Consider the following 24,847-nt stretch of genomic DNA (forward strand, 5'->3'; position numbering starts at 1 on the left):
GCAAGCGTTCGCGATGGTCAACAGGCTGTAACAAGGAGAAACATGAATGCTTGACCCAATCTTGAGCCGCTGGCTCGATGTTCAAGCGCAGGCCCTGGATGTGGGCAGTTGCGATCCGCAGGAAGTGCTGCCACGGCTGGCAGAGGCCAATGTATTACGTATCGGTGTGCCCAAGGACCTCGGTGGCCTGGGCGGCGATGTGACCGGTGCGGTGGAAGCCATCGCTGACGTGGCCAGCCATTCCCTGGCCTCGGCGTTTGTGTGCTGGGGCCAACGTTCGTTTATCGAGTACCTGTTGCAAAGCCCCAACCAGCGTTTGCGCGAACAACTGCTGCCGGACTTGCTGAGTGGCAAGCTGGCCGGAGCGACTGGGCTGTCCAATGCGATGAAGTTTTTGTCGGGGATCGAGTCGCTGCAAATCAGCGCCGAGCCGACCGATGACGGCTGGAACCTCAATGGCCGCCTGCACTGGGTGACCAACCTGCGCAAGAACGGGTTTGTGGTGGCAGCCGCCATCGAGCATGTCGCGGGCGACGCGCCGTTTATTTTGGCGATTCCCGACTCTGTGAGCGGCCTGCAACGCTCCCGTGACCTGGAGCTGTTGGGCCTGCAATCGAGCAACACCGCGGCCCTGGGCTTTGAAGCGGTGGAACTGAGCCGCGACTGGCTGCTGCATGAGGATGCACGCAAGTTCCTGCCGGCCGTACGTCCGGCGTTTCTCGGTTTGCAGTGCGGCATGTCCATCGGCCTCGCCCGGCGTTCGCTGGCCGAGGTGGCCAACCACCTGGGCTCCAGCCGCACCGTGTTACGTGAAGAGTTGGAAGTGTTGCGTATGTCGCTTGAACAGGCGGTGAACGACCTCAAGAAAGGCCTGCTGTCCGGGCGCTTCGGCACCGAACCGGTGCCGCTGTTTCGCTTGCGCATCGCACTGGCGGAAATCGCCGCCAGCGCGGTGCAGCTTGAACTGCAAGCGAGCGGCGGCAAGGCTTACCTGACCGCCCATGGCAGCGGCTTTGCGCGGCGCTGGCGCGAGTCGGCGTTTGTGCCCATCGTCACGCCGAGCCTGGTGCAGTTGCGCACCGAGCTGAACCGTCAGGCCAATCTATGAGCCAGGCGGTATTGCACGCCCAGGGAATTTGCCTGGGCTACGCGGGCCATTCGGTGCTGGAAGGTTTTGACCTGCAACTGCAACCCGGCGAAGTGGTGTCTATCCTGGGCCCCAGCGGCGTTGGCAAGTCCAGCCTGCTGCGGGTGCTCGCCGGTTTGCAGGCGCCCCAGGGCGGCAGCATCAGCTTGCTCGGCGAGCCGTTGAATGGCCCGCACCCACGGGTGGCGGTGGCCTTCCAGGACCCCAGCCTGTTGCCGTGGTTGAGCCTGGAAAAGAACGTCGCCTTCGGCCTGGACTTTGCCCGTCAACCGCACCTCAGCCCTGAAGAACGCCGCCAGCGGGTCGACCACGCTATCCACGCCGTCGGCCTGGAACACGCTCGCCAGCAATTCCCGGCGGCGCTCTCCGGCGGTATGGCCCAGCGCACCGCACTGGCCCGATGCCTGGCGCGCCAGCCCCAGGTGTTGCTGCTGGACGAACCCTTCGGCGCCCTGGATGAAGTGACCCGTGCCGACATGCAGCGCCTGCTGCTCAAGGTCAACCGCGAGCAAGGCTCGGCGGCAGTGTTGATCACCCACGACATCGACGAAGCGCTGTTGTTGTCTGACCGGATTCTGCTACTGGGTAACCGCCCGGCGCGGACCCTCGGCGAATGGCGGATCGACCTGCCGCAGCCGCGGGAAGAACAAGTGGAAGCCATCGGCACCCTGCGCATCGAAATTCTCAAAACCCTACGGCGGGCGAGCCGCACTGAACCCCAACCCCCTGAACTGCTGGAGCCTTGCCATGTGTCTGGATGACCTCACTCACTCGCGCCGTGATTTTCTCAAACTCTCGGCCGTGCTCAGTGCCGCCGGGGCCTTGCCACTGCTCAACAGCTTGCAGGCCCGGGCGGCCAGTGAGCCGGACGCACCGGTACGCATCGGCTACTTGCCGATCACCGACGCCACGCCGTTGCTGGTAGCCCACAACAATGGCCTGTTCGAAGCCGAAGGCATCAAGGCCGAGCGCCCGGTGCTGTTGCGCAGTTGGGCGCAGGTGATCGAGGCGTTTATTTCCGGCCAGGTCAACGTGATTCACCTGCTGTCGCCGATGACCGTATGGGCGCGGTATGGCAGCCAGGTGCCGGCCAAGATCGTGGCCTGGAACCATGTGGGCGGCTCGGGTTTGACCGTGTCGCCGGGCATTACCGATGTGAAGCAATTGGGCGGCAAGTCGGTGGCGATTCCGTTCTGGTACTCGATTCACAACGTGGTGGTGCAGCAGTTGTTCCGCGACAACGGCCTGACGCCAGTGGCCCGTGCCGCCGGCAGCGCGATTGCTGCCAATGAGGTCAACCTGATCGTGCTGCCGCCCTCGGACATGCCGCCGGCCCTGGCCAGCAAGCGCATTGACGGCTACATCGTGGCCGAGCCGTTCAACGCCCTGGCCGAAAACCTCAACGTGGGCCGCGTGCAACGCTTTACCGGCGACGTGTGGCGCAACCACGCGTGCTGTGTGGTGTTCATGCACGAGCACGACCTGACCAACCGCCCGGAATGGTCGCAGAAGGTGGTGAATGCGATCGTCAAGGCCCAGGTCTGGACCCGCGACAACCGTGAAGAGGCGGTAAAACTGCTGTCCAAGGACGGCGAGAACCGCTATACGCCGCATGCCGAACCGGTGCTGCGTAAAGTCCTGGCACCGGCTGCCAGCGACCGCGCGGCCTACCTCGCCGACGGCGCTATCCAGCACGCCAACTGGGACGAACACCGCATCGACTTCCAGCCGTACCCATTCCCCAGCTACACCGAAGAGCTGGTGCGCCGCCTGAAAGACACGCTGATCGAGGGCGACAAGAAGTTCCTCGCCGAGCTGGACCCCGCCTTCGTCGCCAAAGACCTGGTAGACGACCGCTTCGTGCGCAACGCGATCGCGGCGGTGGGCGGCATGAAGACCTTCGGCTTGCCGGAAGGCTTCGAGCGAAACGAGGAGATTGGCGTTTGAACAACGGCAGAACCTTGGCGTTGCCCGGCTGGATGCTCGGCTTGAGCGGGCTGGCCGGCTTGTTGTTGCTCTGGTGGTTGGGGGTGAAGGTCTTTGGCAGTGCGGACGGCTTGTCTGCGCGGTTTTCGCTGCCCGCCACCCTTACCAGCCTGTGGGAGTTGCTGGGGCGCAGCGAGCTGTACCTGAACGTCGCCGTGAGCCTCAAGCGGATCTTCGTGGGCCTGTTTCTGGCGTTGCTGATTGGCGTGCCGTTGGGCTTGCTGGTGGGCAGCTCACGCAAGCTGGAGGCGGCGACCACGCCGGCGTTCCAGTTTCTGCGGATGGTCTCGCCACTGTCGTGGATGCCCATCGTGGTGATGGTGATGGGCGTGGGCGACCAGCCGATCTACTTCCTGCTGGCGTTCGCGGCGGTTTGGCCGATTTTGCTGAATACCGCGGCGGGGGTACGTCAGCTCGACCCGCGCTGGCTGCAACTGAGCAAGAGCCTGAGTGCGACACGCTGGGAAACCTTGCGCCGGGTGATCATTCCCGGGGTGATGGGGCACGTGCTGACTGGCGTGCGCCTGGCCATCGGGATCCTGTGGATCGTGCTGGTGCCATGCGAGATGCTCGGGGTGAGTGCAGGGCTGGGTTATTACATCCTCGACACCCGTGACCGCCTGGCCTACTCGGAGTTGATGGCGATGGTGCTGCTGATCGGCTTGCTGGGTTTTGCCCTGGATGCGTTCGCACGCTGGTTGCATCAGCGCTGGGTGCACGGCGCCAACAGTTAGGCCTGGCCTTTCACAACAAACCCGACGTGCTGTCGGGTTTGTTGTTTATGCAGCGTGATCAGCGATGGTAATACCCCGGTCCGCCGTCGTAGTAGCGATGGTCATGCCAACCGCCGCCGCCGTGGGGGAAAATAATGCAGCCGCTCATGCTCAACATGATCAGCAAGGGAATCAGCAGTGTGATTCGACGAAGCATTTCCAAATCCTCTAGGGTACTCACAGGTTCAATCAGGCGTTGGACAAGCCAAAGTTTTTCATCGCCTGTAACATGAGACCCCGCCGACCCCATTCCATCCCCGTCAATGGGTATGTGCTTGGTGTGGTAGCCGATACAAAGTGGATACAATTTTCAGCTTCAGGAATCTGTCATGACTCAAAAGCAACGCTTGAAATACTCGATTCTGATCTCCCTGTTGGTGCTGGGGACGATGTTTGGCCTGTCCTACCTGCAAAACAATGGGGTCATCAGCGAAAAGACCTTCCAGTACATCGCCATCGCCGTGGCAGTGACCGTGGTGGTGATCAACGGTGTGATGCGTCGCAAGGTCAAGCCCAACCTCTGAGTCAGGCCCGGCCTTCGAGGACTTTGGCAGCCTGCTCGTGCAGGCTGTAGCTTTTGTCGGCATTGAGGGTGATAACGCCTTCGGCGCAGAGGCGCTTGAGCACTTCGCGCACGCTGAGAAACGACAACGGGATACCCAACTCCAGCAAGTGGCTGTGTACGCCCCGCACGCCGAGGGTGCGCTGATGGTCGGCGGCGGTGAGCAGCGCATCAATGACCTTCAGCCGGATCAGGCTGGTGCGCAGGCCAAAACACTTGAGCAAATGACGAATGCGCTGGTTGCCATGCTCCGGCACCTTGCCGAATGCCTGGTCGCCGGTGGTAAAACCGCCGTCATGCATGGATGAGTGTCCTTCCGTGGGCAGTTGCGGGTTGTACATGCAAAAACTCCTTATCAGAGCCTGATCAGGAAAATGATGGCGCTCTTGGTTAATAAGACGTACGAGCAGCCGAAATCATGAAGTGCGGGATGTAGAAATTTTGTCGGTAACATCCTGGAGACATACCGGCATGTCCGAATAAACGTCTGCGGCGGCTAAATTATTCCCCGGTTTTACGTCTTAACTGAGGTGTTGGCGAAGCTGTGTCTCGCTACGGTGTTTAATTCGGCTGCGGAGTCTGCGTGATTATTTCCAACGGGTTGTCCAGAGTGTGTGTGGCCGGGGTGTTACTTGGCTTGAGTCTTTCGGCCTCGGCGCGGGTGCAGGACCAACAGGCCACGGCCGAGATCCGGCGTACCAGTTTTGGTGTCCCGCATATCCGGGCCAGCGATGAACGCGGGCTGGGTTACGGCATCGGGTACGCCTACGCCCAGGACAACCTGTGCCTGCTGGCCAATGAGGTGGTGACGGTCAATGGCGAGCGCGCCAGATACTTTGGCCCCGAGCAGGCGACACTGGAGGGGCGTAACAACCTGGCCAACGATGTGTTCTTTACCTGGCTGAACACCCCCGAAGCCGTGGCAGCGTTCTGGAAGGCGCAACCTGCGCCGCTGCAGCAGCGCATTGAAGGGTATGTCGCCGGCTACAATCGCTACCTCAAGGAGCGTACCGCCCAAGGCTTGCCGGCGCAGTGCCAGGCGGCCTGGGTACGGCCGATTACTGCCGAGGACTTGGTCAAGCTGACGCGCCGGTTGTTGGTGGAAGGTGGCGTCGGGCAGTTTGCCGAGGCATTGGTGGGCGCCAGGCCGCCCAATGTTGTTGCCCAGGTGGATGCCAAGGCGTTTGATGTCGCCGCTGCCAGTCAGCAACGGTTTGCCCTGGACCGCGGCAGCAACGCGGTGGCGGTGGGGCGTGACCGGTCATTCAACGGGCGCGGCATGTTGTTGGCCAACCCGCATTTTCCGTGGGTGGGCGGCATGCGTTTCTACGAAATGCACCTGACCATTCCCGGCCAGCTCGACGTAATGGGCGCCGCGTTGCCGGGCCTGCCGGTGATCAATATCGGTTTCAACCAACACGTGGCCTGGACGCACACCGTTGATACGTCCAAGCACTTCACGCTGTACCGCCTGACACTCGACCCGAAGGACCCGACCCGCTATATGCTGGACGGCAAATCCGTGGCCATGGAAAAAACCAGCATCAAAGTGCAGGTAAAAACCGCCAGCAACAGCCTCCAGGAGCAGACCCGTACGGTCTATAGCTCACAATTCGGGCCCGTAGTGCAATGGCCGGGCAAGCTGGACTGGGACAACAAATACGCCTTCAGCCTGCGGGACGCCAACCTGGGTAACGACCGGGTGCTGCAACAGTGGTATGCGATGAACCGCGCGGCGGATCTCAACCAGCTGCAAACCTCGGTGCACACCCTGCAAGGTATCCCGTGGGTCAACACCCTGGCGGCGGATGACCAGGGCCAAAGCCTGTATATGAACCTGTCGGTGGTGCCGAACGTCAGCGCGAAAAAACTCGCGCAGTGCAGCGATCCGCGGGTGGGCCTGCAGTTCATTATGCTCGACGGCTCCCGCAGCGCCTGTGCCTGGGACGTGGACCCGCGTGCCGCCCAGGCCGGGATTTTCCCCGCCGACCAGTTACCGCAACTGCAACGCACCGATTACGTACAGCACTCCAATGACTCGGCGTGGCTGGTCAACCCCAAGGCGCCGCTGACCGGGTTCTCGCCGGTGATCAGCCAGGAGAACATCGGTTTGGGCCCGCGTGCCCGGTTCGCCTTACAGCGCCTGCAGGAACTCGACAAGCAACCGATCAGCGTCGCCGACTTGCAGGACATGGTCATGGACAACCAGGTGTACCTCGCCAGCCAAGTAATGCCGGACCTGCTGAAATATTGCGCGGGCGCCGACGCCGCCGTGAAACCGGTGTGCGACAGCCTGAAAAGCTGGGACCAGCGCGCCAACCTCGACAGCGGCGTGGGCCTGCTGCACTTCATCAATTTGGCGCAGCAACTGGCGCAAGCGCCGGATGCATGGAAGCTGGCTTTCGACCCGTCGCAACCGCTGACCACGCCTAGTGGGCTGGCAGTTGAACGGGCAGATGTGGCCAAGGCGCTGCATGAAGCGATGCTTGAATCAGCTGCCGACGTGGCCAAGCGCGGCCTGACGGCCGATAGCCGCTGGGGTGATATCCAGGTCTCGGGCCAAACGCCGATCCACGGCGGGCCCCAAGAGTTGGGCGTGTACAACGCCATGCAAAGCGTACCGATGGCCGATGGCAAGCGCGAGGTAATCAGCGGCAGCAGCTACTTGCAAATCGTCACGTTCGATGAAAATGGCCCGCATGCCCAGGGCGTGCTGGCATTCTCGTTATCCAGCGACCCGGCTTCCAAATACTTCAAGGACCAGACCCAGGCGTTCTCCGAGAAAAAACTCAGCGCGTTGCCATTTACCGAGCAGCAGATCAAGGCCGACCCGCAGTACCAATTGCAGGTTATCCGTGACAAGGACGAGGCAGGACGGTAGGGTACCCAACCGGCAAACCCGGCCCCTTGAGAGAATATTTTTTGAAATCAAGGGGTTGCAAGCCCCGGCAAATGAGTACATAATTGCGCCCATCGAACGCACTGAAGCATTAAAAACTTCAATGTTTTCAATGAGATAGAGTAGAGGTAGCTTCACAGAGCCCACTCAAGTTTATATGCGGTGAATGTCGGTTGTAAGGCATTGATCGTTTGAGGCCGAGTAGCAAAATGGTTATGCAGCGGATTGCAAATCCGCCTACGCCGGTTCGATTCCGACCTCGGCCTCCACTCTTAAAGCCCCGTAGATCAATGATCTACGGGGTTTTTTATTGCCTGCGATTCAATCCCTTCCGCAACTTTTGGGATGCCTTCCGCAATCCAGTCTCATTCGATGGCCGATTTCATCCCGCCCGGAAACGTTCAGGAGGGATCTTGAGCACAATTTTTTGCCGAGATATCGTCGTTGAATACTTAGGTGGCATGATGCTACCTTTCAAGAGGTATCTAACCTTCCCTAACTGGATAAAAGCTACTTATGAATCGTTACTCTGACATTCAAGCTTTATTTAGCGAGTGTGATTCCAATTTCGAAAGGATAGATGAGAGATATGACTCTGCCTGTTCTGATGAGCTACAAAAGGATGTTCTGAAGCCTCTTGTAAAGTCGACCATGGAGCATCTTAGGAGTATTCTTGAGTATTCGGCACAGGATATATGGGAAAGCTATACCAAGAAAAAAACACACCCTATTTCCCTTACGGTGCCGATGAGGAAAAGTTTTCTAAGAGTTTAGCTAAAAATATGCCTGGTTTGGCCGAGCAAAGACCAGATTTGCTTTCGGTTGTACTTTCAATTCAACCTCATGTTTGTGATAATACGTGGCTTTCCGATTTGTGCTCCTACACGAATTTCAATAAGCACGATAGGTTGAAGCCTCAAATAAGGAAGGATTCCCCATCCAGCACGGTCAGGATAGGTAATGCAATACGAATTTACGGCAATAGTGAAGTTACCTTCCATGGCTGCCGAATAAACGGTGTACCCATCGGGAACGGTGCACCCGTTTTTGTCACCAGCTCAATGCCAACAGCATCTATTAGAGATGCAGTAGGCGCAATTGTAGTAAGTAGGAGCTATGATTGGGTTGAGTTTCATTTTGAAGACTCTATTTACGATGTGCGGAAACTTCTGCGTCTCTCGCGCGAAGCTTTAGGTAAGTATGTCGCGGACGTCTACGGGTTAGTTTGACTTTTTATTGCCGTCATCGAGGTAACTATTGGTGTTGTGTTGAGTGCGTTTTAACGCGATATCTTCCGGTTTTTTTGTAGTAGTTGCCAAGTTGCCTGGCACAATTTTCTTATTTAGTTGGCTTGACTATCTCACCTACTCGACGATACACCTTCTTAGTCATCTCTTCGGTACTGTGGCCAAGCAGGCGGCTGGCGTGTGTCAATGCGATTTCGCTGGCGGCCTTCGGTCGGATGTCCTTGAACTGGAACTGGCGGATCAGAACTGCTAGGGCTTGAGTCGCCGTCAGCACCGGCCTTGATTGTGGGCGCTGGTGGTTGTGACATTTGTTTCCAGTGGTTGTGAGCCACCCATTCCAGCGATTGTGAGCCACCGCGCTGGTGGTTATGAGCCACTCAATGCTGCAACTCAGCACATGCTGATCACTGACCCAGCGGCCCCCAAAAAACAGAAGGGGTAATGCCCCCTCTGCCAGTGAGTTATTACTTCATCGCTTGTTTACGCAACGATTCGCCTTTTAGGAGGATCCGATGCGATCGATGCACGATCCGATCCAAAATAGCCTCCGCCAATGTCGCGTCTACGAATAGGCTGTGCCAGTGTTCTGTCGGAAATTGGCTGGTGATAATCAATGAGCCGGTTTGCATGCGACTATCGACAATGTCCAGCAGCGTGTAACCCACTACTGGCTCCACGGGCGCAAGACCAAAGTCATCGAGAATCAACAGACGCGCTTTGCTCAACATCGTGCGATATTTTGGCAACGAGCCATCGCCTATCGCAGTCTGCAACTCTTCGTAGAGCTTCGAGGCGCTTTTGTAGATGACCGAAAAGCCTTGTCTGCACGCCTGACTTCCAAAGGCGCAAGCCAACCAGCTCTTGCCTGTCCCTGTAGCCCCGGTCACCAGCAAGTTTTGCTGTCGGGATATCCAGTCGCAGCTGGTCAACCCCGCGATCACCTGTGCGTCCAGCCCTCGACTGCTGCGCAAGTCCACATCTTCGAGGTGTGCGGCATAGCGCAGTTTTGCCTGCTTTAGCAGCCGTTGCAGCTTGCGGTTCTCGCGATCATTGAGTTCATGATCAACCATCAATCCTAGCCTGTCATCGAAGGACAGTTGCTGTTTGCTCGGTTGCTCCAGTTGTTCTCGATACGCCTTGGCCATGCCGGGTAACTGGAGGTGCTGAAGTTTGTTTAGGGTTGGTTGGTTTAGCATGTCGAACGGTCCTTTTCATCGGCAAAATACTGAGCGCCACGGAGGTTTTCATGGGAGGGCGTCGAGGCGGGTTGGGCATTCAAGCTGGGGCGTTTATCCGGTTGTTCGCGCAAGATGGATTGCAGGCTTTTCAGGGCAAAGGTCTTGATGCTCAAGGCATACGCACAGGCTTCCTCCAAGCGGCTTTCACCATGAACGCGTGCCTCGCGTCGTAAGGCGCTTGCCGCTTTGTGGCCGTTAGCAACATCGGCCCGCTCGGTCAGGTGATAACGCAGGTGTTGAAGTACCGACGGGCCAACCCCTTCCCCCCATTGCAGAAGGGCCGCAGGCTCGCTGTCGATGTAGTACTGGTGGTTCAGCGGCCGATGTTCGGCATGCACGCTGATGCCGGGAGTGGCTTGGCGCGGATGACTACTGACACGCAGGTGGTTATGGAAGACCTCAATCACCTGCGCAGTTGCCCGTAGATCCACGTGCTGTTGCACCAACCGGTTGGGGACGGAGTAGTGATGACCGTCGTATTCGACCAGGTAATCACTGCGTACCCGCACTTTGAAGCGCCAATCCGCATGTTCGTATGGGTGTACTGGTAGCGGAAGAAGTGCTGATGCCTCGGTGGCTACAAAAAGATTCTGCCGACTACTGCTGGGCTGTCGCTTGAATGGGCGCTGGTTGAACTCCGGGAGCAGGCTGGCAATGGCTTGATTGAGTTCTTCCAGGCTGAAAAACCGTCGGTGCCGTAACGCTGCCAACAGCCAGCGTTGAATTAGTTTCACCCCTGTTTCAGCCTTGGCCTTATCCTTCGGCTTGCGTGGGCGCGCTGGCAAGATCGTGGTCTGATAGTGATGGGCAAGCTGCTGATAGGTGAGATTAAGCTGCACCTCATCGCGGCCATGCTTGATAACCGCGGCCTTTAGGTTGTCCGGAACCAGCAACCGGGATACACCGCCGAAAAAATTGAATGCCTCCACATGGCATTGCAGCCAGTCACTGACTCGCTGACTCCAAACCGCGCACGCAAATGTATAGCCGGAGTAGCCCAAGACACCGACAAATATTTGCGCATACTGCGCTTCGGCTCGATCAGCCAGGAAAATGGGCATTGTCTGTCCTGCATAGCCGAGGAACAGCTTGTCCCCAGGCAGGTGCAACTGGCGCATCACCAGTGGTCGCTGCCGCAAAAACGCTCGATAGCTTGCGGTAAACTGGGAATAGGCAATGCCGTCTGGCTCTGTGGCCCGCCACTCACGCCAAAGCAGCTCCAAGGTAACGCTGGGGTTGCGCAGTTCGACATGCACCCAGTTCCAATCCGGGCTGGCTTTCAGGCGAAACCCTCTGAAAGATTTCAACCCCAGGCTCTGATAGAGCTGGTCGTCACTCATCGAATCAAGATGGGTCAGATCAAACTCGACTTTCTCCAAGTGCTGACGCAAGCGGTTTAAACCGTTACGTGAAAGCCCGGTACAGCTCGCCATTTCCCGTGCTGAAAGGTGAGCGCCGTAATGCAAACGCACAGCTTCCCGCAGCAGGCGTGGCTCAATCCTGATTCTCATTAAAACTCCGGTCGTACGTCTGAATGGCAGGCAATACCTGCCCCTCGGCCTTGACAGCCGATAGAGGGACGCTGAGAATCGTAGGCGCTGTATGGCCTGCTTCATCTATCAAAGGGCTCGGAGTTGCTGCTCCGGGCCTTTTGTGCATCCAGTGTTTGGTTTTTTAATCGGCACGTTCTGCGATATTTACCCTCCGTTATCGATGTCGCCGGGTGCGGCCTACGCATGCAGGTTTAACGTGTGCGGTCCATAAGAAGGTCGACACCCGCTTGCTGTGCGAGCCAGCGCTCAACCTCTTGCGTAAGAAACAAACGACGACGGCCAACGCGAAATGACGGAGGCATAGGTAATCCCATGCTCAGCCGATTTCGTGCCGTGTGTTCTGTAATCTTTAGAATAAGACTCACCTCACCGAGCGTCATCGTTTCCACTGCTAACCTCTTGCCTACGCGCCAATATCCCGATGGCGAATGTTAGGTAATTGCAGGAAACTTAACTACTGCCCAGATTGGACACTTGATTTGCCGCTCTACCTCAGCGATGAAGACATCAATGCATTTTCCCGAGAAGACGTTTCGGTTGCGCTTTGGGCGATCAAGCTGCACACAGCCGACATGGCCGTTACGCCGGCGCTGGCACTACGCCTGATCCATCAGTACCTTCAACCGCTGATTCCGCCTGAACATTGGCAGGAGTTAAAGGTGCACCGTGCGGCAACCTGGGATGGCATTTTTTTCATCTGTGTTACGTTGGGTTTTTGCGTCACTTCTAACGAGGATCCTCTGGTTGAAGTGATGTACGCGGTCAAGCTCATCCACGCGCATACAAGGCGTCAGCCAAGAGAGTTCGAGTTCCCTACGGTTATTGAGGTCACCGAGTTCCTCGCGATATGCCAGCGCTTGGACATTCCCGTGCAGGGGCTACGACTCAAGTCCGCTCATAAAATCGATCCAATGGAGTACTGCACGTTATGCTGGCGGCACCCGTTACCCGGTCGAAAACTGTGTGCCCACCATGCGCCCAACTCGCCTTTTCAGGACGATGGGAGGGAGGGGGCAAAGGGGGCGGCAGCTCGCTATAAAGCTGGCATGCGGCAGAAAAAGCGGTTTGATCTTGAGGTCAATCGCCTTCTGACGACAGAGACGATTGAGCACCATGAAAGCTTGTTCACGACGCCGATATTGCTCCCCGCGCAGAACATTGCGCAGTGGTTATCGAACCGACGCCCGTAGGTCTGGCAACTGCTCGCAGAACGACAGCAGGAAGTCACTGATGACAATGCAATCCGCATTTTACTTGATCAGCTACACAGCCCTGAAGGCTTGCCACCCAAGGCCTACAGCGTCTGCCGTCTGCTCAATCAGCATCTGTTGGAACACCCTCAACTGCTCTGGCCAATGCTGATACGGGCGGAAGGCTGGCTGGCTAGCCGAGAACAGTTGCGGGCGGAATGGGGCGGGAAGCGAGAAGGTGCGGGTCGATCACCAAAACCGTCAGTTGAAGTAGGAACTGAGGTTATAAAGCAATCGACAAGAGTGATTTAATTTTCGCGGCCTAAGCGGTCACCCCCGGCTCGAACAAGCTGCCGGCCTGACGAAGCATGGCGGTGGTTCGTTCCATTCGCTGGGCAAAGTCATCCTGGTCAATCTGACGCTTCTGCTCCGCCGCGACTTGGCCAGCATGGCTGGTCGGTTGCAGGAGTTGTTCCGCGCCCGGCAGGAACGGCAGCGCCATGCCACTGGCTTTATCGATCACCTGGTAGCCGATAGTCGCCGCCCCAATGCCCGCAGCCAGTCCGCCGACACCACCCAATACGCCACGGCGCTTGATGCCATACACCGTAGCCCCGGCAATCATCGCCACGCCCAATATGCGACCGGCGACTACAACCGGAGATAGATCGCGGCTGTTGTCGTTACCGAAATAGGTCATGCGGTAAAAGAAATAACCGGCCCACAACTCCCTCGACTTCAACTTGTCGTGCATGAACCAGGCCCGCGAGTCGTGTATCTGGTCATCGAACAACGCCACCAGCAGGGCCATGTCAGGGTCTGCACTGGACGTACCTTGAGCATCACGAAACAGTTGCTTACTGCGCTGATCGCCTGCCGTCTTGAGGGCGTCATGGTCCTTGGACTCGTCATTCTCGTTAAGCAGGAAGACCGCGTCACGTAACACCACATCGGTCACCGTGCCTTGCCAACTGGTCTGCTCGCGCTTCTGGCCGGTGTAGTCGGACTTGAATTCCTCGGCGGCCTGTTTAAGTTGGGTTTTGTCGATTTGTGGTTCATAGATCCGTGGGCCGGGATAGTTCATGGCCGCCTCGCGGTTCTTCAACCGATCCTTTACCGCCTCCTGTTGTTTGGACTCATAATCCTTTCGCTGTACACCCTCGTCGTAGGCGGTGACTTCGTTGGCCCCGGTGAAGAACGGCTGACGCTTGTAGCTGTCGTTATCACCTTGAGGGTCATTGACGTAACGACCAATGCGCCAACCGGTGATCCAGCCGAGTTGATCGGCCAAGGTGTCTTCTACGGTAGTGTTCAGTCGTAGCGGCTCATAGGCCGAGTTCTCGACAGATTTGTCAGCCGCAACACCCGGTAGGGTTTTAAGGCGCCAGGCGTTGAAGCGCTCAATCAGTTGCTGACTGACCACAAACTCCGAGGAAGTCCCAGGCCCCATTTTTCGCCACAACCTCTCCGAGCTATTATTAAATGTGTCCGGCAGTACCTCTTCAGGCACTTGCAGCGGTGCACCCGCCGCAAAAGCAGCGGCATACAGGTCGTGCAAGACAATCTGCGACACCAGCTCATGGGTACCTTCACGGGCCTTGCCCTGGTCATTTTGCGGGTAGCCGCCGCCCACATCGGAGTGCACACCGGGGTACACCACCTCATAGGTATTGGTCGGATACTGGCCGTTCTCGTTACGGATCGAATCCAGCGGAAAGCATGAGCGCTGCTCAAATCCCGCGACAAAGTGCCGGCAACACTTGACCAAGTTCGGAAAGCGCCGGGCGTCGGGTAGCAACTGGGTGTCATCGGCCCAGTCCATATGCCCTGCAAAGAACGGGGCCACATGGGCGATACCCACCGAGGCCACCGTGTCCAGCACACCGAGAAATTCGACGCTGACAGGCAAGCCCAGCAGTTCTTGTTTTGGCAGTTCGGCCCCTTCAGGGGTGTCGAACAACTGACTCAACCAGGTAACGAACGTGCGAGCCTCTGCCGCTCCACGAGAGAAGCCGTACACGTACAGTTTGACCGACAGCACTTTAGGCTGGGCCTTGTCCTTACGATCCTGTAAGGGGGCCAGCAGCTCTTTCATGATTCGCCGTCGATTGCCTTCGCCCAAGGCACTCATCATCGGGGCCTTTAAGGTGCTCATGGCCTCGACTGCTTCGGCCCGACGTGCCTGAGACAATGGAGTTTTCGGCTGGGTCAGGGCCATATGCAAGGCATCGGCCAACGAAACCAACGCCCAGTTGATCCGGCCTTCACCCCCAGTAGCAAATTGCAGCCCGCCATCGCTGTAATCCATTTCGCCAATTTCGGGGAATGGCGTGCCGACACCGGGCATGTAATACGAAAAATAACCCTGCCCATTCGCCTCGGTACCTCGTAGTGAGGCATGAAACAGCTTGGCGATATTAGTGGGATGACCGTCTTGGGTGTCGCTCTTCTCGTTATTGTTGGTGCCATCGAAAAACAGGCTGATATGCAGGCTATGGCAACAGGTAAAACGCTGCGTGCGACGCCCTTGGTCGTCACGTTCCTGCTGAAAGGAGTTTTGTTCAGCGCTTTGTTTATTGTAGTTATCTGTCACATCCGAAGCTTTAGTCGGAAAACGCCCCGCAGCAGGAAAAACTGGCGGCCCCCAAGCTTTATCTTTTGAGTTGCTGTTCACTTCGGACATACCGCTGGCTCCTTCATTTGCACAGGTTCATTGATCGGATAATTGGGTTGACCAGGCATTGCACATGCCGTGGTAACCTTGACCCGATTACAAGTCAAGAAATGAACTTTTAGGTCACAAGACTCCGTTCCAGGCCACTCTGGAATCTCCACGGTGGTGCTGTGGCGCTGGTAGTTGGCTGCATGTCTTGCATAAACCTCCCTGAACTCATTTGATGTTACAGAGGGCATTTTTGCAGATGGCTCGGGATCGATCTCCCATTCAATATTGGCCTTCAGGCCAGGACGCCATTTAGTCGGCATGATGATGCAGCATGACGCACCACCACCACCGTCCGCCCGGTAGCCATTGACCGACATCCAGTTAATACCGTGCACGGTATGATTGACGGCTTGCAGGTTTCCCCCAGCCATTTCGTTGTTGGCTGAAGAGCATCCGAACAACGCTAATCCCAACAAGATAAACAAACCTTGCTGTATGGATTTTCTCATTATCGATTGCATCGTTAGCAACTTCCTTGCTGATTGTCATGACCGCATAGAGGGTGGCTATACAGGCTCAACGGTTCCACTTAAGTTCTGTTTCACATACTTGGCCAAATCACCGAAGTGGTTTTCCTGGCTGGCTTGCACAGCGAGTGAGTAGAACAATGCGAAGCGCTGCTCTCGGCTCTTGCCCAAGAAATCAAAGCTTTTATCACTCAGTAGTTGCTGCGCATCGCTGATACAGCCGATCTGGTCAAATTGCTGATCGTTCAACTCGACGAAAGGGCTGACCTGAATGTTGCTCTGATGCGTCAGGCCCGTGCCCTGTAGCCACTGCGGCTGGTTATCCCGATCAAGCCAGCCCCAATAACTGGCGACTTGCATAAACTCTGCGCGCTGCTGATCGGTGAGGATCGAGGACATGAGGAGGGGAAAGATGCGTGAGTCGTAATACCGTAACAAACCTGTTTGTCCACCCCAGGCCAATTGCGAAAACCCTTGCAGGGCTTTACTCAAAACTTCAAAGGGCAATGACGAGATCACCACCATTAGGCGGCCATCGGTGGCGTGCTCCACCAACTGTTCCAGCCAGGCCATATGTCGCCACTGCGTCAAGTCCAGGCGCATCAATAGAGGGGCCTGATCCAGCAGGTTTTGCTCTGGCGTGCCGGTGAACAGCGAGAACCAGGGGACTTTTGGCGTCAATATCTCCAAGGCAGGCACGGCACGGTTGCCCCATCCTGCTTGGTCGAGCAGTAGATCAACCTGTTGTATACCAATGTGGGTGCAGACTTGCGCGATCTGTTCTTGCCATTGAATGGGCGTTGTCATATCCATACTTCCCCGGTTAATTCTTGCAGATCAGTCCAGTCAAAGCTCCGCGTCCACGGGCGGACGCTCAAAATAATGCGCCAAAGGCTGCACACATAAACTTCGAGAGTAAATAGGACATTTCCCAAAGGCGGCAGGCTAAGAATGCAAAAGATTTCAGGGAGTGATCACAATGGAGGCTACTTCAGATGCAATCGCCACAAAGCAGCGTTGACGCACTTAACGTGCCAGAAAGTCTGATGAGTGCGGGCTGCATATTTTCAAGCGCGAGCCGCTACAAGTAGGCAGAGTTCTGGTGGCTCAGAATCACCAGCGCGGTGGCTCACTATCACTGGAATGGGTGGCTCACAACCACTGGAATGGATGGTCACTATCACTGGAATACACACCTTGATAGCTGCTTTCTCTCTGGCTTCGTCCCAGCGGTTTGTAGAGCCTGCGGGGAGTTTGGGGAAGGCTACGTCCAATCCATCATCGGATGCGGTGGGGATGGCGGCTGCGACAATAATAGATTGCTTTCGACCCAAAGCGGACCGTCGCGACAATCAAGTCTTGGCTTGCTGCCTGTTGACGGCGTAGGAGGTTGACGTAAAATCGCCGCCCCCCAAAAAATAGCGCGTATGGCGAGAAGGAGCTTAGATGCAGCGGGTGATGATTATTGGTCAACCTGGGTCGGGCAAAAGCACTTTAGCGCGGGAGCTTGGTCTGCGCACGGGCTTACCTGTCGTTCATATAGACACTATCCACTGGCAGCCAGGGTGGGTTGAACGAAGCCGAGACGAGAAAACGCGCCTTTGTTCCGAGGTCGAGGCTCGTGACCGCTGGATATTCGAAGGCGGCCATTCCGTTACTTGGGAGAATCGGGTAGCGCGCGCAGATCTTTTGATATGGATTGATCGTTCGGCGACGCTTCGATTTTGGCGCGTGCTGCTAAGAACGCTGCTCCAGCGCGGCAGCTCTCGGCCCGATTTGCCGGACAACTGCCCCGAACTGCTGGCGAATCTGCCAGAGTTTTTGAGATTTATGTGGCGGACGAAAAAAACAGCGCGAGTGAATATGCAGCAGCTGGTGGCGACAGCGCCATCAACATGCCGCGTCGTTCGCCTGCGCTCTAATCGAGATACCAGCGTGTTTCTTTCGAGCATTGGCTATTTGAGCGGTCAGATTCCACGAGATTGATCGACGGCTGACGGCTGCGGTATGGAAACTACCGATTGCGAGCGGCTGCTTCTGGCCGAAAGCTGCCTGTCGTCTTTCGCGGGGGGGGGGGGCAGTTTTGTGCAACGACTGCGACGATGCTGGCCAACCAAGGCTGGATCAAAAATCAGTTCCGCAATGAAAAATGAACGTTACGCAAACAAAGGTCTTCAGCCGTTTTGACACATTACAAGTGCGGAAAAGTATTTGTTTTAAGTTATTGATTTATAGCGTTTTTTTCGTGGATTGCAAATCCGCCTACGCCGGTTCGATTCCGACCTCGGCCTCCACTCCGAGAAACCCCGTAGATTAACGTCTACGGGGTTTTTTATTACCTGCGATTTGAGGATCGAGTCCGCAACTTTCGAAATTCTTTCCGCAGCCCCTACGATTCATGTGTCAGGCGAAGCTGTATTAGGTGGTAGGCCTCGGCTCGTTTTCGTGGCGACTCAATACACGGAAATGCTGGTCTGACCCGTACCTACACCAAGGCGCTCGCCGCGGCAACCCCGGCGCGATTAACCTTTCGATGGTCCTCCATTCCCTGCCCGATGGGAAAGAGCGACCCTTTTTAAAAAAAACTGTATGCATATACAGTTGTTGTGAGGTATGGTTTGTCTCGCTGCATATGTAAACACGGAAGACCGCTGGCCCGATGTGATCGGACCTTTCATAACCAAGGAAAGTAAAATGAACGACATAACCGAAATCCCTACTACCCAAACCGAATCCTCCGAAGCTCTTAGCCTGGAACTATCTTCGGTTGATCCGCTACCCGCTGATACGCAGATCAGTACACCCATCGGATCAGCTCCTCTCGCTGAACTTGTGCGCATGCAGGCAATGTTTAAAGCCGAATCAATTCGTAGAAATGCGGGCTGCCAGCCTTGGGTAACCTTGGGCCCTGCAGATCCGACAAAGGTGGGGGTGACTACTGATCCTCGTACGCCATCGCCTGTTATTTCAATCACTTCTCAGGCATCCGCCTCGGCTCTGGCGGCAAGCGGGACCGGCACCCAGGCCGACCCTTATGTAATCAAGAATAAATCCATTACGTTTGCGAGCGGGAAACCGGCCTTCGTCTTCAACGACCCGGCGGCGACTTATTACGTTCGCTTTTTCAACGTGCAGGCCTCCGGTGTCACGAACGGCTCTGCAGCGATAAATTTTGTCGCGTTCGGCACTCCTATTGTGTATGAACGCTGCAAAATTGCAGGCGGCAGCGGCACTGCTGACGAGGTGATGGCCAACATCAGTTCCGGTACCTTGGAAATGGTTTCTTCCGAGATTTCAGGTCTTTCCAACTACTGTTTCGTTGGTGCTGGTCAGCTCTCCAAAAAGGTCAAGCTTACTGATTGTATCGTCCGGGGCACTGCAAAAAATACACCTACAAACGGCGTGTTTTTTGCCTATGGTTCAGGCGCTTTCGAAGTCGAAATCTATCGTTGCTCGTTCATGTCGAGCCACTTCCATTGGCACGTTGGCAATGGCTGGACCATCGATTACACGAATGTTCGCGATACGATTATTAGTGGGTGCAATGTTGGGATCGGTGACCTCAATTACCTGAAGCCTGGTGGCAACATCGGCAGCCAGCTCCCTAATATGATTCGCAATAGTCATTTCAAAAACGTGCGCTTTACCTATACGCCAGGGGTCACTAAAACCGCCGCGTACGGCAATGGCGCGGACAACTGTATTTTTGAGAACTGCTCGTTCGAAGGAAACGTGGCTAATCGGCGTCTGTTTGAATGGCGCCGGACCAGCAATATCACGGTTTTGCAGTGCTTCTTCCAAAAGATTGATGGCTCTAACTCGGCAGGTAATGAGGTCTGTGAGTTCTGGGAGACTTCTGGGCTTCTAGTGAAAGAGTGCTGGACAGATGGGGCTCCTGAGGACTGCTATGAGCTGGTAACGTCCTACGGCAACAATAAGTTCGTCGACAACGTTGGAGACAACGTGACGGGTCAATGCGTTGATATTTTCGGCGTGGGTAGCTATGACGTCGATATTGACGGCGTCTATGGCGATTGTGGCGACGCCGCAGTGTTGATCACTGACGTGAATTACGTCCGTGTAAAAAATGTGTTTGTGCTGCAAACAGGCTCGACTGCTTACGGCTCTGTTGTTCTTGAGCGCCGCAATGCGGCGCCTGGAGCGGCGCCCAAGGGCTGCGTGATTACCGGCTTCCTTTCGCTTCCCGAAGTTTCTAGCCAAGGCGCACCGTTTGCGATCGATACAACTCAAGCTCCCGTCCCTGGCGACATCGGTGCGAACTTCGCAACGTGGTGGGAAGATGGCGAGCTGAAGTTTTATGGTTCGCCAACTCTGCCCCGCATGACACTTCGTTAAAACAACCGTTAAAACTGAAATAGAAAACCCTGCTCAGGCAGGGTTTTTTATTGCCTGTCGGAAATAGCGGCCTGGCCCCATTCGCCGCGGACCGCGTTTCTGTAGATCGAGGGTGTACCGTGAGCACAACGCAGGAGTAGTATCCTTGGTTCGATTCTAGCCTTGGTTGCGGTCGTGATATGCACAAATTCTACGGACAGTTTCAGCCTCAAGTTGATCGATTCATTTACGAAAGGTATTTTCGGGATGAAGGAATAAGGGGGATTTTTGTAGAGTGTGGTGCTTTCGACGGATTGACCGAGAATTCATGCAAATTTTTTGAGGAAACACTCGGCTGGAAAGGTTTTAACATTGAGCCTGTGCCTTGGGTCTACGAAAAGTTGCTGGTAAACCGACCAGATTCAACAAATCTGAATTTCGCCCTTTCCAGCAAGGTCGGAACTGCCACTTTCCATGCTGTCGATCATCCTGATTTTGGCGTCGACTGCACAAATGGATCACTCGCGCATACGCAAAAGCATCTCTCAATACTTGAAGAGGGGGGCTGCAAATTTATTGATGTCGAGGTCAACCTGCTGACGTGGCCTGAGTTCATTTCCAGGAACGGAATCGAGCATGTTGACCTGCTGGTACTCGATGTAGAAGGTCACGAGCTGTCCGTAATCGCCGGAATGCAGGGTTGCGCGGTGCTGCCTGGAGTGCTTTGTATTGAAGTTGGGCACTTGGACCTCTATGAGATCCGTTCAAAGGTTGCCGAGTTGGGTTACATCTACGACGTCTCATCGCATGTGAACGCCTTTTTTATAAGGTGCGACCTGGTGCCGCTGTTCGCATTCAGATCTGCCCACTTCAAAGAATTTCCTTCTCCAGTCGTGCCATTGGAGCAGGTGGCTAGCGCTGTTTCGGCGCCGGTTTTGTCACTGCCAGATACGTCCGCGCAGGACAAAGCGGTAGCATTGCTCACCGCAAAAAACGAGCAGCTTCTATCTGAACTGAAAAATGTTCGCGTGCACCTCGCAGAGTTGAGTTCGCTTTATGACAGCATCGTCTCCTCCAAAGCCTGGAAATTAATCGAGCGTGTACGAAGCCTCAGACGCTGATAAGTACCCTTGATCAGATGAGCCCGCCAAGATGCGGGCTCTTTTTCGACCGGAGAAAAGGATACTGATCACCGAGCGACACGGAGGGCGTGTTGGGTTGTTGGAAGATTTGTTCGTTCGGCAGGGGCCGGGGTTGGGGCTGGTACCGAGGGAACGTCACGGGGCGCAAGGCCGAAAGATTCTCTAGGAAGCGTCCCCCAAGGCAAATCGATTTGCCTTGCAGGCCCTTAAGACTCCGGCGAAGTTGAAAGCCTTTTTTGTGCATAAGCGAGCATCGGCTGACTTCAGTCCCTCCCGCTTTTTTTAAAGGAAAGCCCTCCGCTATTTCTCGCCTGACTGGCAGTTTCCTCCTGACTGACTAACCTTCTACGCAGTTGGCAAGTCATAAGGAGCGCGTCATGCATGGACTTATCTCAAAAGTCATTGTGCCTTTGGTCACACTGGCTTGGGTGTGCAGCGCCCAGGCGGCGACCACTGTCACTGGCCAAATCAGCGCCTCGCTGATACTGACCAACAGTTGCCTGGTGAATGGTGTGGGAGGTTCCACAGGCTTGAATTTTGGCGCGTTGAATTTTGGCACCGCCAACTCCCTGTACACGGAGGCTGACGCACAGGTGCTGGGGGGCGGGGGAGCGCCGTTGTCTATCCAGTGTTCGGCGGGTACTTCGCCGATACTGACGGTCACGTCTGGCGTCAATGATGGTAAATCCACCGGTGGCACGCGGGCGCTGGCAGATGGCGCTGGCCACTTTGCCCCGTATGACATCTACACCGACGCCGCCCACACGCAGATTCTGGCCAATAACGGCACTATCAACCTCACCGCCAGTACCGGGGTTGCGCAGGCGGTGAATATTTACGGCAAATCGCCAGGTAAGCCAGGGTTGCCCGCCGGTACCTACACCGACACGATTGCTGTCACGCTGACGTTTTGAGCCGTTGTCTCAATTGTCGCGGCACATACCCGATAGCTTTACCAGTAGTGTCAGCGCGACGATTGCCCAGCCAACGTTGAGTGCCACAAACATCCATTCGGGCGGCTGGGCTGCCAATAGCATCAACGACGTTATGACGATACATCCCATCAAGAGCCCAATGGGCAGCCAGCGCCAGAACCCTCCAGGGCGGTGACGTAGATTGACTGTCGATGGGTTTTCTTCATGGAGCGTCATGGTTATTGCGCCTCGATGGCACGCTGTTTCAGGTAGTCGACAAAGGGCGTTATGTCCGTGCTGCACAGCAGGTGCGCCACTTGGCGCACCTCGGCGACTGGCCAGTTCCACCAGGCCGCCTGCTCAAGTATCAAGCGGGTAGGCTCGTCGAACCGCCAGCGGATCGGCTTGGCCGGGTTGCCGCCCACAATGGCGTAAGGCGCGACGTCCTTGGTCACCACGGAACCTGCGGCTACCACTGCGCCATCACCAATGGTGACGCCCGAAAGAATGATCGCCTGTGAGCTTATCCAGCAATCATTACCGATGATCACGTCACCTTTGCTGCCGCCGAAATCGGTAATATGCGCGACTTCTTCGATCTTGGCGGGGAAGGGGTAGCAACTCAACCAGTCGGTACGGTGGTGGCCGCCCAGGAACACCTCGACGTTGCCGGCGATCGACGTATAAGCGCCTACGCGCAATGTGGTGCCTTCGTTCCAGTCGTGAACCTTCAAGTCACCGTATGTGCCCACGCCAAACGTGTACTTGGGGTAGCGATTGCGCAACTTTTGCGTAGCACGCTCAAGTTGGGGGAGTGCACGCAATGCCTTGCGCGCTTGATGTTCACGCCATTTACGCAACAGCTTCATGCAGTAGCCTTTTGCCGGTGTTGAGATGAAGATCGCTATCCTGAGCAATGAGGCAGGGCGATGCAAGGCTCAATAACGTGGGAACCTGTAGTTCCCGCTTTAGCCCCGAATCCAGAATCCAGTACGTCGTTTTTGTCTGCGGAGAAACCTTGATGCTCGTGATAATCGCCTTGCTGGGAGTGATTGCTGTTTGGGTATGGTGGACGTACCCACGTGTCGGAGGGCTGCTGTTTACGATCATTGCGAAGGTGGAGGCGGTGCGCGCTCGCCTGAAGGAGGTGCCGGTGGCCATCAAGCATATGACCCTCGCCACCTATCAAGGCGGCACGGCCGGCCACGCGCCGCCGCTGTTGTTGATTCACGGCTTCAGTGCGGACAAAGGCGTGTGGTTCGGCTTCGCCCGGCACTTTACGGCAGACTATCGAGTCGTCATTCCCGACCTTGCCGGGCACGGTAAGAACCGCTTCGAGCAGGGCGCCGACTACAGCATCGCAGCCCAGGCGGGGCGCTTGATCGAGTTGCTGGATGCCTGCGGCATCGACACGGTGCACGTGGTCGGCAGTTCGATGGGCGCTTATGTCGCGACCTGGCTGGCCACGCATTACCCCGGCCGCGTGGTGTCGCTGGCGCTGATCGGCCCGGTCGGCGTGCTGTTGCCCCAGCCCAATGAAGTGGAAGAGCTGGTCAACCAGGGGGACAACCCGTTCCTGATTCATTCACGGGCGCAGTTCGATCGGTTTTTTTCGATGACCATGGCTTCGCCACCGTGGATACCCCAGGTGCTGCTGGCTGCTGAGGCGCAGGCCTATATCGACCGGCGTTCGGAACTGGCAGAAATCTTCGCGGATTTCTCCGCCAGCCCGCGGCTGGAACCCTGGCTCAAGGACATTCACGTCCCGACACTGTTGCTGTGGGGGCGGGAAGACCGGATGGTGCCAATTGCCAGTGCAACTACATGGACCGGCGGCATCGCGCACGCGCAACTTGAATGCTGGGATGCCGTAGGGCACCTGCCAATGGTCGAGCGGCCCGAGCAAACGGCGGCGCGTTATCGGGCGTTCCTGGCCTCGCTGGGCTGACGAAGTGTATGCCCGCATCCGCTCGCAGCTGTACGGGGCGCAGGCGGGCACAACGCTCTACTGTCGTGGGCACTGTTCTTCGTTCGGATGCCGTCCCATGTTCATGTCTTCAAGCCTGTTGTCAGCGTTTGCGCTGTTTGCCTTTGTTTCTTCAATCACTCCTGGCCCCAACAACACCATGTTGCTCGCGTCCGGGGTGAACTTCGGGTTTCGTCGCTCGATTCCTCATGCGCTGGGTATCAGCATTGGCTTCATGCTGTTGGTGATCGCCGTCGGCTTGGGATTGGGTGAAGTCTTCAAGGCGTTACCGTGGGCGTACACCGTGTTGCGTTATGTGGGGGCGGCCTATTTGTTGTACCTGGCCTGGAAGATCGCCAACGCCGGCGCGATCTCCGATGAGCCCGATGCCCAGCGCAAACCCATGACGTTTCTTGGGGCGGCAGCCTTCCAGTGGGTCAACCCCAAGGCCTGGGTGATGGCATTGGGCGCGATCACCACCTACACGCCAGCGGAAGGTTATGTCACCAATGTGCTGTTGATTGCCGCGGTGTTCGCCCTGGTGAACCTGCCCAGCGTTTGCGTATGGGCCGGTTGTGGCAGCGGTTTGCGTAACGTGCTGCGTGAGCCGCGCTGGTTGCGGGTGTTCAACTGGTCGATGGCAGGGCTGCTGGTGCTGTCGTTGTATCCCATGCTTTTTGCCGGCTGAACCAGCTTCGTGCAT

At 56.5% G+C, this 24,847-nt stretch carries 24 protein-coding genes, 1 tRNA gene and 1 pseudogene; 15 read left to right on the forward strand and 11 right to left on the reverse strand.

Annotated features, from left to right (window positions below; all coding sequences use genetic code 11):
* The first annotated feature begins 46 nt into the window (after positions 1 to 46).
* The 4 genes from ACZRN6_RS25160 to ACZRN6_RS25175 are packed head-to-tail and all read left to right on the forward strand — an operon-like array spanning position 47 to position 3,867.
* A complete protein-coding gene (locus ACZRN6_RS25160; RefSeq protein WP_464009130.1) occupies positions 47 to 1,108 on the forward strand; it encodes an acyl-CoA dehydrogenase family protein in 1,062 nt (353 codons plus the stop codon).
* A complete protein-coding gene (locus tag ACZRN6_RS25165; RefSeq protein ID WP_464009131.1) occupies positions 1,105 to 1,908 on the forward strand; it encodes an ABC transporter ATP-binding protein in 804 nt (267 codons plus the stop codon). Before ACZRN6_RS25160 ends, ACZRN6_RS25165 begins: the two co-directional genes overlap by 4 nt.
* Positions 1,895 to 3,094 (forward strand): ABC transporter substrate-binding protein, encoded by a 1,200-nt coding sequence (locus ACZRN6_RS25170; protein ID WP_464009132.1) that lies wholly within the window; start codon positions 1,895 to 1,897, stop codon positions 3,092 to 3,094. The genes ACZRN6_RS25165 and ACZRN6_RS25170 overlap by 14 nt, the downstream gene beginning before the upstream one ends.
* A gap of 32 nt (positions 3,095 to 3,126) precedes the next feature.
* Positions 3,127 to 3,867, forward strand: a complete 741-nt coding sequence (locus tag ACZRN6_RS25175; RefSeq protein WP_322148679.1) for an ABC transporter permease — start codon at positions 3,127 to 3,129, stop codon at positions 3,865 to 3,867.
* 58 nt (positions 3,868 to 3,925) lie between these two features.
* Here ACZRN6_RS25175 and ACZRN6_RS25180 read toward each other — a convergent pair whose 3' ends face one another.
* Positions 3,926 to 4,063, reverse strand: coding sequence for a hypothetical protein (locus tag ACZRN6_RS25180; protein ID WP_010171564.1), 138 nt, complete (start codon positions 4,061 to 4,063; stop codon positions 3,926 to 3,928).
* A 172-nt stretch (positions 4,064 to 4,235) separates the two neighbouring features.
* On the opposite strand from ACZRN6_RS25180, the gene ACZRN6_RS25185 reads away from it, so the two are divergent.
* Complete coding sequence (locus ACZRN6_RS25185; protein ID WP_003207574.1) at positions 4,236 to 4,430, forward strand: hypothetical protein; 195 nt, start codon at positions 4,236 to 4,238, stop codon at positions 4,428 to 4,430.
* 1 nt (position 4,431) lies between these two features.
* Here ACZRN6_RS25185 and ACZRN6_RS25190 read toward each other — a convergent pair whose 3' ends face one another.
* The gene (locus ACZRN6_RS25190; protein ID WP_322144939.1) at positions 4,432 to 4,809 is read right to left on the reverse strand and encodes a fe2+ zn2+ uptake regulation protein; all 378 of its coding nucleotides are present in this window, start codon (positions 4,807 to 4,809) and stop codon (positions 4,432 to 4,434) included.
* A 242-nt stretch (positions 4,810 to 5,051) separates the two neighbouring features.
* On the opposite strand from ACZRN6_RS25190, the gene pvdQ reads away from it, so the two are divergent.
* The 3 genes from pvdQ (at position 5,052) to ACZRN6_RS25205 (ending at position 8,596) form a co-directional block, all read left to right on the forward strand.
* Positions 5,052 to 7,349, forward strand: a complete 2,298-nt coding sequence (gene pvdQ / locus ACZRN6_RS25195) for a bifunctional acylase PvdQ (RefSeq protein WP_464009133.1) — start codon at positions 5,052 to 5,054, stop codon at positions 7,347 to 7,349.
* A 213-nt stretch (positions 7,350 to 7,562) separates the two neighbouring features.
* Positions 7,563 to 7,636: transfer RNA gene (locus tag ACZRN6_RS25200), tRNA-Cys, on the forward strand.
* 426 nt (positions 7,637 to 8,062) lie between these two features.
* Positions 8,063 to 8,596: a hypothetical protein gene (locus ACZRN6_RS25205; RefSeq protein WP_464009134.1), complete on the forward strand. Its 534-nt coding sequence runs from the start codon at positions 8,063 to 8,065 to the stop codon at positions 8,594 to 8,596.
* Positions 8,597 to 8,705: 109 nt separating this feature from the next.
* On the opposite strand, the pseudogene ACZRN6_RS25210 reads toward ACZRN6_RS25205, so the two are convergent.
* The 4 genes and pseudogenes from ACZRN6_RS25210 to ACZRN6_RS25225 form a co-directional block, all read right to left on the reverse strand.
* Positions 8,706 to 8,870 (reverse strand): annotated as a pseudogene (locus ACZRN6_RS25210) (tyrosine-type recombinase/integrase); the annotation flags it as partial.
* 208 nt (positions 8,871 to 9,078) lie between these two features.
* Entirely contained in the window at positions 9,079 to 9,810 is a 732-nt protein-coding gene (gene istB, locus ACZRN6_RS25215) for an IS21-like element helper ATPase IstB (RefSeq protein ID WP_464009135.1), read from the reverse strand.
* Positions 9,804 to 11,363, reverse strand: a complete 1,560-nt coding sequence (gene istA, locus ACZRN6_RS25220) for an IS21 family transposase (protein ID WP_464009136.1) — start codon at positions 11,361 to 11,363, stop codon at positions 9,804 to 9,806. Before istA ends, istB begins: the two co-directional genes overlap by 7 nt.
* A 233-nt stretch (positions 11,364 to 11,596) precedes the next feature.
* Complete coding sequence (locus tag ACZRN6_RS25225) at positions 11,597 to 11,785, reverse strand: helix-turn-helix domain-containing protein (RefSeq protein ID WP_169894406.1); 189 nt, start codon at positions 11,783 to 11,785, stop codon at positions 11,597 to 11,599.
* A gap of 99 nt (positions 11,786 to 11,884) precedes the next feature.
* Here ACZRN6_RS25225 and ACZRN6_RS25230 point away from each other — a divergent pair, with 99 nt between their 5' ends.
* Positions 11,885 to 12,595 carry a hypothetical protein gene (locus tag ACZRN6_RS25230; protein ID WP_464009137.1) on the forward strand — a complete coding sequence of 237 codons (711 nt, stop codon included), beginning with the start codon at positions 11,885 to 11,887 and terminating at the stop codon, positions 12,593 to 12,595.
* Positions 12,596 to 12,917: 322 nt separating this feature from the next.
* Here the strand turns inward: ACZRN6_RS25230 and ACZRN6_RS25235 are convergent, their stop codons facing one another.
* The 3 genes from ACZRN6_RS25235 to ACZRN6_RS25245 are packed head-to-tail and all read right to left on the reverse strand — an operon-like array spanning position 12,918 to position 16,594.
* The gene (locus ACZRN6_RS25235; RefSeq protein WP_464009138.1) at positions 12,918 to 15,278 is read right to left on the reverse strand and encodes a T6SS phospholipase effector Tle1-like catalytic domain-containing protein; all 2,361 of its coding nucleotides are present in this window, start codon (positions 15,276 to 15,278) and stop codon (positions 12,918 to 12,920) included.
* Positions 15,266 to 15,781, reverse strand: coding sequence for a DUF3304 domain-containing protein (locus ACZRN6_RS25240; RefSeq protein ID WP_464009139.1), 516 nt, complete (start codon positions 15,779 to 15,781; stop codon positions 15,266 to 15,268). Before ACZRN6_RS25240 ends, ACZRN6_RS25235 begins: the two co-directional genes overlap by 13 nt.
* A 45-nt stretch (positions 15,782 to 15,826) precedes the next feature.
* The gene (locus ACZRN6_RS25245; protein WP_464009140.1) at positions 15,827 to 16,594 is read right to left on the reverse strand and encodes a DUF4123 domain-containing protein; all 768 of its coding nucleotides are present in this window, start codon (positions 16,592 to 16,594) and stop codon (positions 15,827 to 15,829) included.
* 639 nt (positions 16,595 to 17,233) lie between these two features.
* Here ACZRN6_RS25245 and ACZRN6_RS25250 point away from each other — a divergent pair.
* The 4 genes from ACZRN6_RS25250 to ACZRN6_RS25265 all read left to right on the forward strand — a co-directional run bounded on the left by ACZRN6_RS25250 (position 17,234) and on the right by ACZRN6_RS25265 (position 22,178).
* Positions 17,234 to 17,773, forward strand: a complete 540-nt coding sequence (locus ACZRN6_RS25250) for a P-loop NTPase family protein (RefSeq protein ID WP_464009141.1) — start codon at positions 17,234 to 17,236, stop codon at positions 17,771 to 17,773.
* 708 nt (positions 17,774 to 18,481) lie between these two features.
* The gene (locus tag ACZRN6_RS25255; RefSeq protein ID WP_464009142.1) at positions 18,482 to 20,143 is read left to right on the forward strand and encodes a hypothetical protein; all 1,662 of its coding nucleotides are present in this window, start codon (positions 18,482 to 18,484) and stop codon (positions 20,141 to 20,143) included.
* 179 nt (positions 20,144 to 20,322) lie between these two features.
* Positions 20,323 to 21,243 (forward strand): FkbM family methyltransferase, encoded by a 921-nt coding sequence (locus ACZRN6_RS25260; protein WP_322144941.1) that lies wholly within the window; start codon positions 20,323 to 20,325, stop codon positions 21,241 to 21,243.
* Positions 21,244 to 21,641: 398 nt separating this feature from the next.
* On the forward strand, positions 21,642 to 22,178 hold the full coding sequence (locus tag ACZRN6_RS25265) for a Csu type fimbrial protein (protein ID WP_322144942.1): 537 nt from the start codon (positions 21,642 to 21,644) through the stop codon (positions 22,176 to 22,178).
* Positions 22,179 to 22,187: 9 nt separating this feature from the next.
* Here ACZRN6_RS25265 and ACZRN6_RS25270 read toward each other — a convergent pair whose 3' ends face one another.
* Both ACZRN6_RS25270 and ACZRN6_RS25275 read right to left on the reverse strand, forming a co-directional pair.
* Positions 22,188 to 22,415 carry a hypothetical protein gene (locus ACZRN6_RS25270; RefSeq protein ID WP_322144943.1) on the reverse strand — a complete coding sequence of 76 codons (228 nt, stop codon included), beginning with the start codon at positions 22,413 to 22,415 and terminating at the stop codon, positions 22,188 to 22,190.
* Between the two features lie 2 nt (positions 22,416 to 22,417).
* The gene (locus ACZRN6_RS25275; RefSeq protein ID WP_322144944.1) at positions 22,418 to 23,047 is read right to left on the reverse strand and encodes a CatB-related O-acetyltransferase; all 630 of its coding nucleotides are present in this window, start codon (positions 23,045 to 23,047) and stop codon (positions 22,418 to 22,420) included.
* A 152-nt stretch (positions 23,048 to 23,199) separates the two neighbouring features.
* On the opposite strand from ACZRN6_RS25275, the gene ACZRN6_RS25280 reads away from it, so the two are divergent.
* Together ACZRN6_RS25280 and ACZRN6_RS25285 are read left to right on the forward strand one after the other, a co-directional pair.
* Positions 23,200 to 24,126, forward strand: a complete 927-nt coding sequence (locus ACZRN6_RS25280) for an alpha/beta fold hydrolase (RefSeq protein ID WP_322144945.1) — start codon at positions 23,200 to 23,202, stop codon at positions 24,124 to 24,126.
* Positions 24,127 to 24,223: 97 nt separating this feature from the next.
* Positions 24,224 to 24,832 carry a LysE family translocator gene (locus tag ACZRN6_RS25285; RefSeq protein WP_322144946.1) on the forward strand — a complete coding sequence of 203 codons (609 nt, stop codon included), beginning with the start codon at positions 24,224 to 24,226 and terminating at the stop codon, positions 24,830 to 24,832.
* The last annotated feature ends 15 nt before the right edge of the window (positions 24,833 to 24,847 follow it).

The organism is Pseudomonas sp. A125, from assembly GCF_055409485.1.

Excerpts from the sequence above, each read along its gene's own strand:
- ACZRN6_RS25175 (WP_322148679.1), top strand. The coding sequence starts at position 3,127 with ATGCTCGGCTTGAGCGGGCTGGCCGGCTTGTTGTTGCTCTGGTGGTTG.
- ACZRN6_RS25260 (WP_322144941.1), top strand. The coding sequence starts at position 20,323 with ATGCACAAATTCTACGGACAGTTTCAGCCTCAAGTTGATCGATTCATT.
- ACZRN6_RS25250 (WP_464009141.1), top strand. The coding sequence starts at position 17,234 with ATGCAGCGGGTGATGATTATTGGTCAACCTGGGTCGGGCAAAAGCACT.
- ACZRN6_RS25285 (WP_322144946.1), top strand. The coding sequence starts at position 24,224 with ATGTTCATGTCTTCAAGCCTGTTGTCAGCGTTTGCGCTGTTTGCCTTT.
- ACZRN6_RS25255 (WP_464009142.1), top strand. The coding sequence starts at position 18,482 with ATGAACGACATAACCGAAATCCCTACTACCCAAACCGAATCCTCCGAA.
- ACZRN6_RS25190 (WP_322144939.1), bottom strand. The coding sequence starts at position 4,809 with ATGTACAACCCGCAACTGCCCACGGAAGGACACTCATCCATGCATGAC.
- ACZRN6_RS25170 (WP_464009132.1), top strand. The coding sequence starts at position 1,895 with ATGTGTCTGGATGACCTCACTCACTCGCGCCGTGATTTTCTCAAACTC.
- ACZRN6_RS25165 (WP_464009131.1), top strand. The coding sequence starts at position 1,105 with ATGAGCCAGGCGGTATTGCACGCCCAGGGAATTTGCCTGGGCTACGCG.
- ACZRN6_RS25180 (WP_010171564.1), bottom strand. The coding sequence starts at position 4,063 with ATGCTTCGTCGAATCACACTGCTGATTCCCTTGCTGATCATGTTGAGC.
- ACZRN6_RS25270 (WP_322144943.1), bottom strand. The coding sequence starts at position 22,415 with ATGACGCTCCATGAAGAAAACCCATCGACAGTCAATCTACGTCACCGC.
- istB (WP_464009135.1), bottom strand. The coding sequence starts at position 9,810 with ATGCTAAACCAACCAACCCTAAACAAACTTCAGCACCTCCAGTTACCC.
- ACZRN6_RS25280 (WP_322144945.1), top strand. The coding sequence starts at position 23,200 with ATGCTCGTGATAATCGCCTTGCTGGGAGTGATTGCTGTTTGGGTATGG.
- ACZRN6_RS25205 (WP_464009134.1), top strand. The coding sequence starts at position 8,063 with ATGGGAAAGCTATACCAAGAAAAAAACACACCCTATTTCCCTTACGGT.
- ACZRN6_RS25235 (WP_464009138.1), bottom strand. The coding sequence starts at position 15,278 with ATGTCCGAAGTGAACAGCAACTCAAAAGATAAAGCTTGGGGGCCGCCA.
- ACZRN6_RS25185 (WP_003207574.1), top strand. The coding sequence starts at position 4,236 with ATGACTCAAAAGCAACGCTTGAAATACTCGATTCTGATCTCCCTGTTG.
- istA (WP_464009136.1), bottom strand. The coding sequence starts at position 11,363 with ATGAGAATCAGGATTGAGCCACGCCTGCTGCGGGAAGCTGTGCGTTTG.
- ACZRN6_RS25245 (WP_464009140.1), bottom strand. The coding sequence starts at position 16,594 with ATGACAACGCCCATTCAATGGCAAGAACAGATCGCGCAAGTCTGCACC.
- ACZRN6_RS25265 (WP_322144942.1), top strand. The coding sequence starts at position 21,642 with ATGCATGGACTTATCTCAAAAGTCATTGTGCCTTTGGTCACACTGGCT.
- ACZRN6_RS25160 (WP_464009130.1), top strand. The coding sequence starts at position 47 with ATGCTTGACCCAATCTTGAGCCGCTGGCTCGATGTTCAAGCGCAGGCC.
- ACZRN6_RS25225 (WP_169894406.1), bottom strand. The coding sequence starts at position 11,785 with ATGACGCTCGGTGAGGTGAGTCTTATTCTAAAGATTACAGAACACACG.
- ACZRN6_RS25240 (WP_464009139.1), bottom strand. The coding sequence starts at position 15,781 with ATGCAATCGATAATGAGAAAATCCATACAGCAAGGTTTGTTTATCTTG.
- ACZRN6_RS25275 (WP_322144944.1), bottom strand. The coding sequence starts at position 23,047 with ATGAAGCTGTTGCGTAAATGGCGTGAACATCAAGCGCGCAAGGCATTG.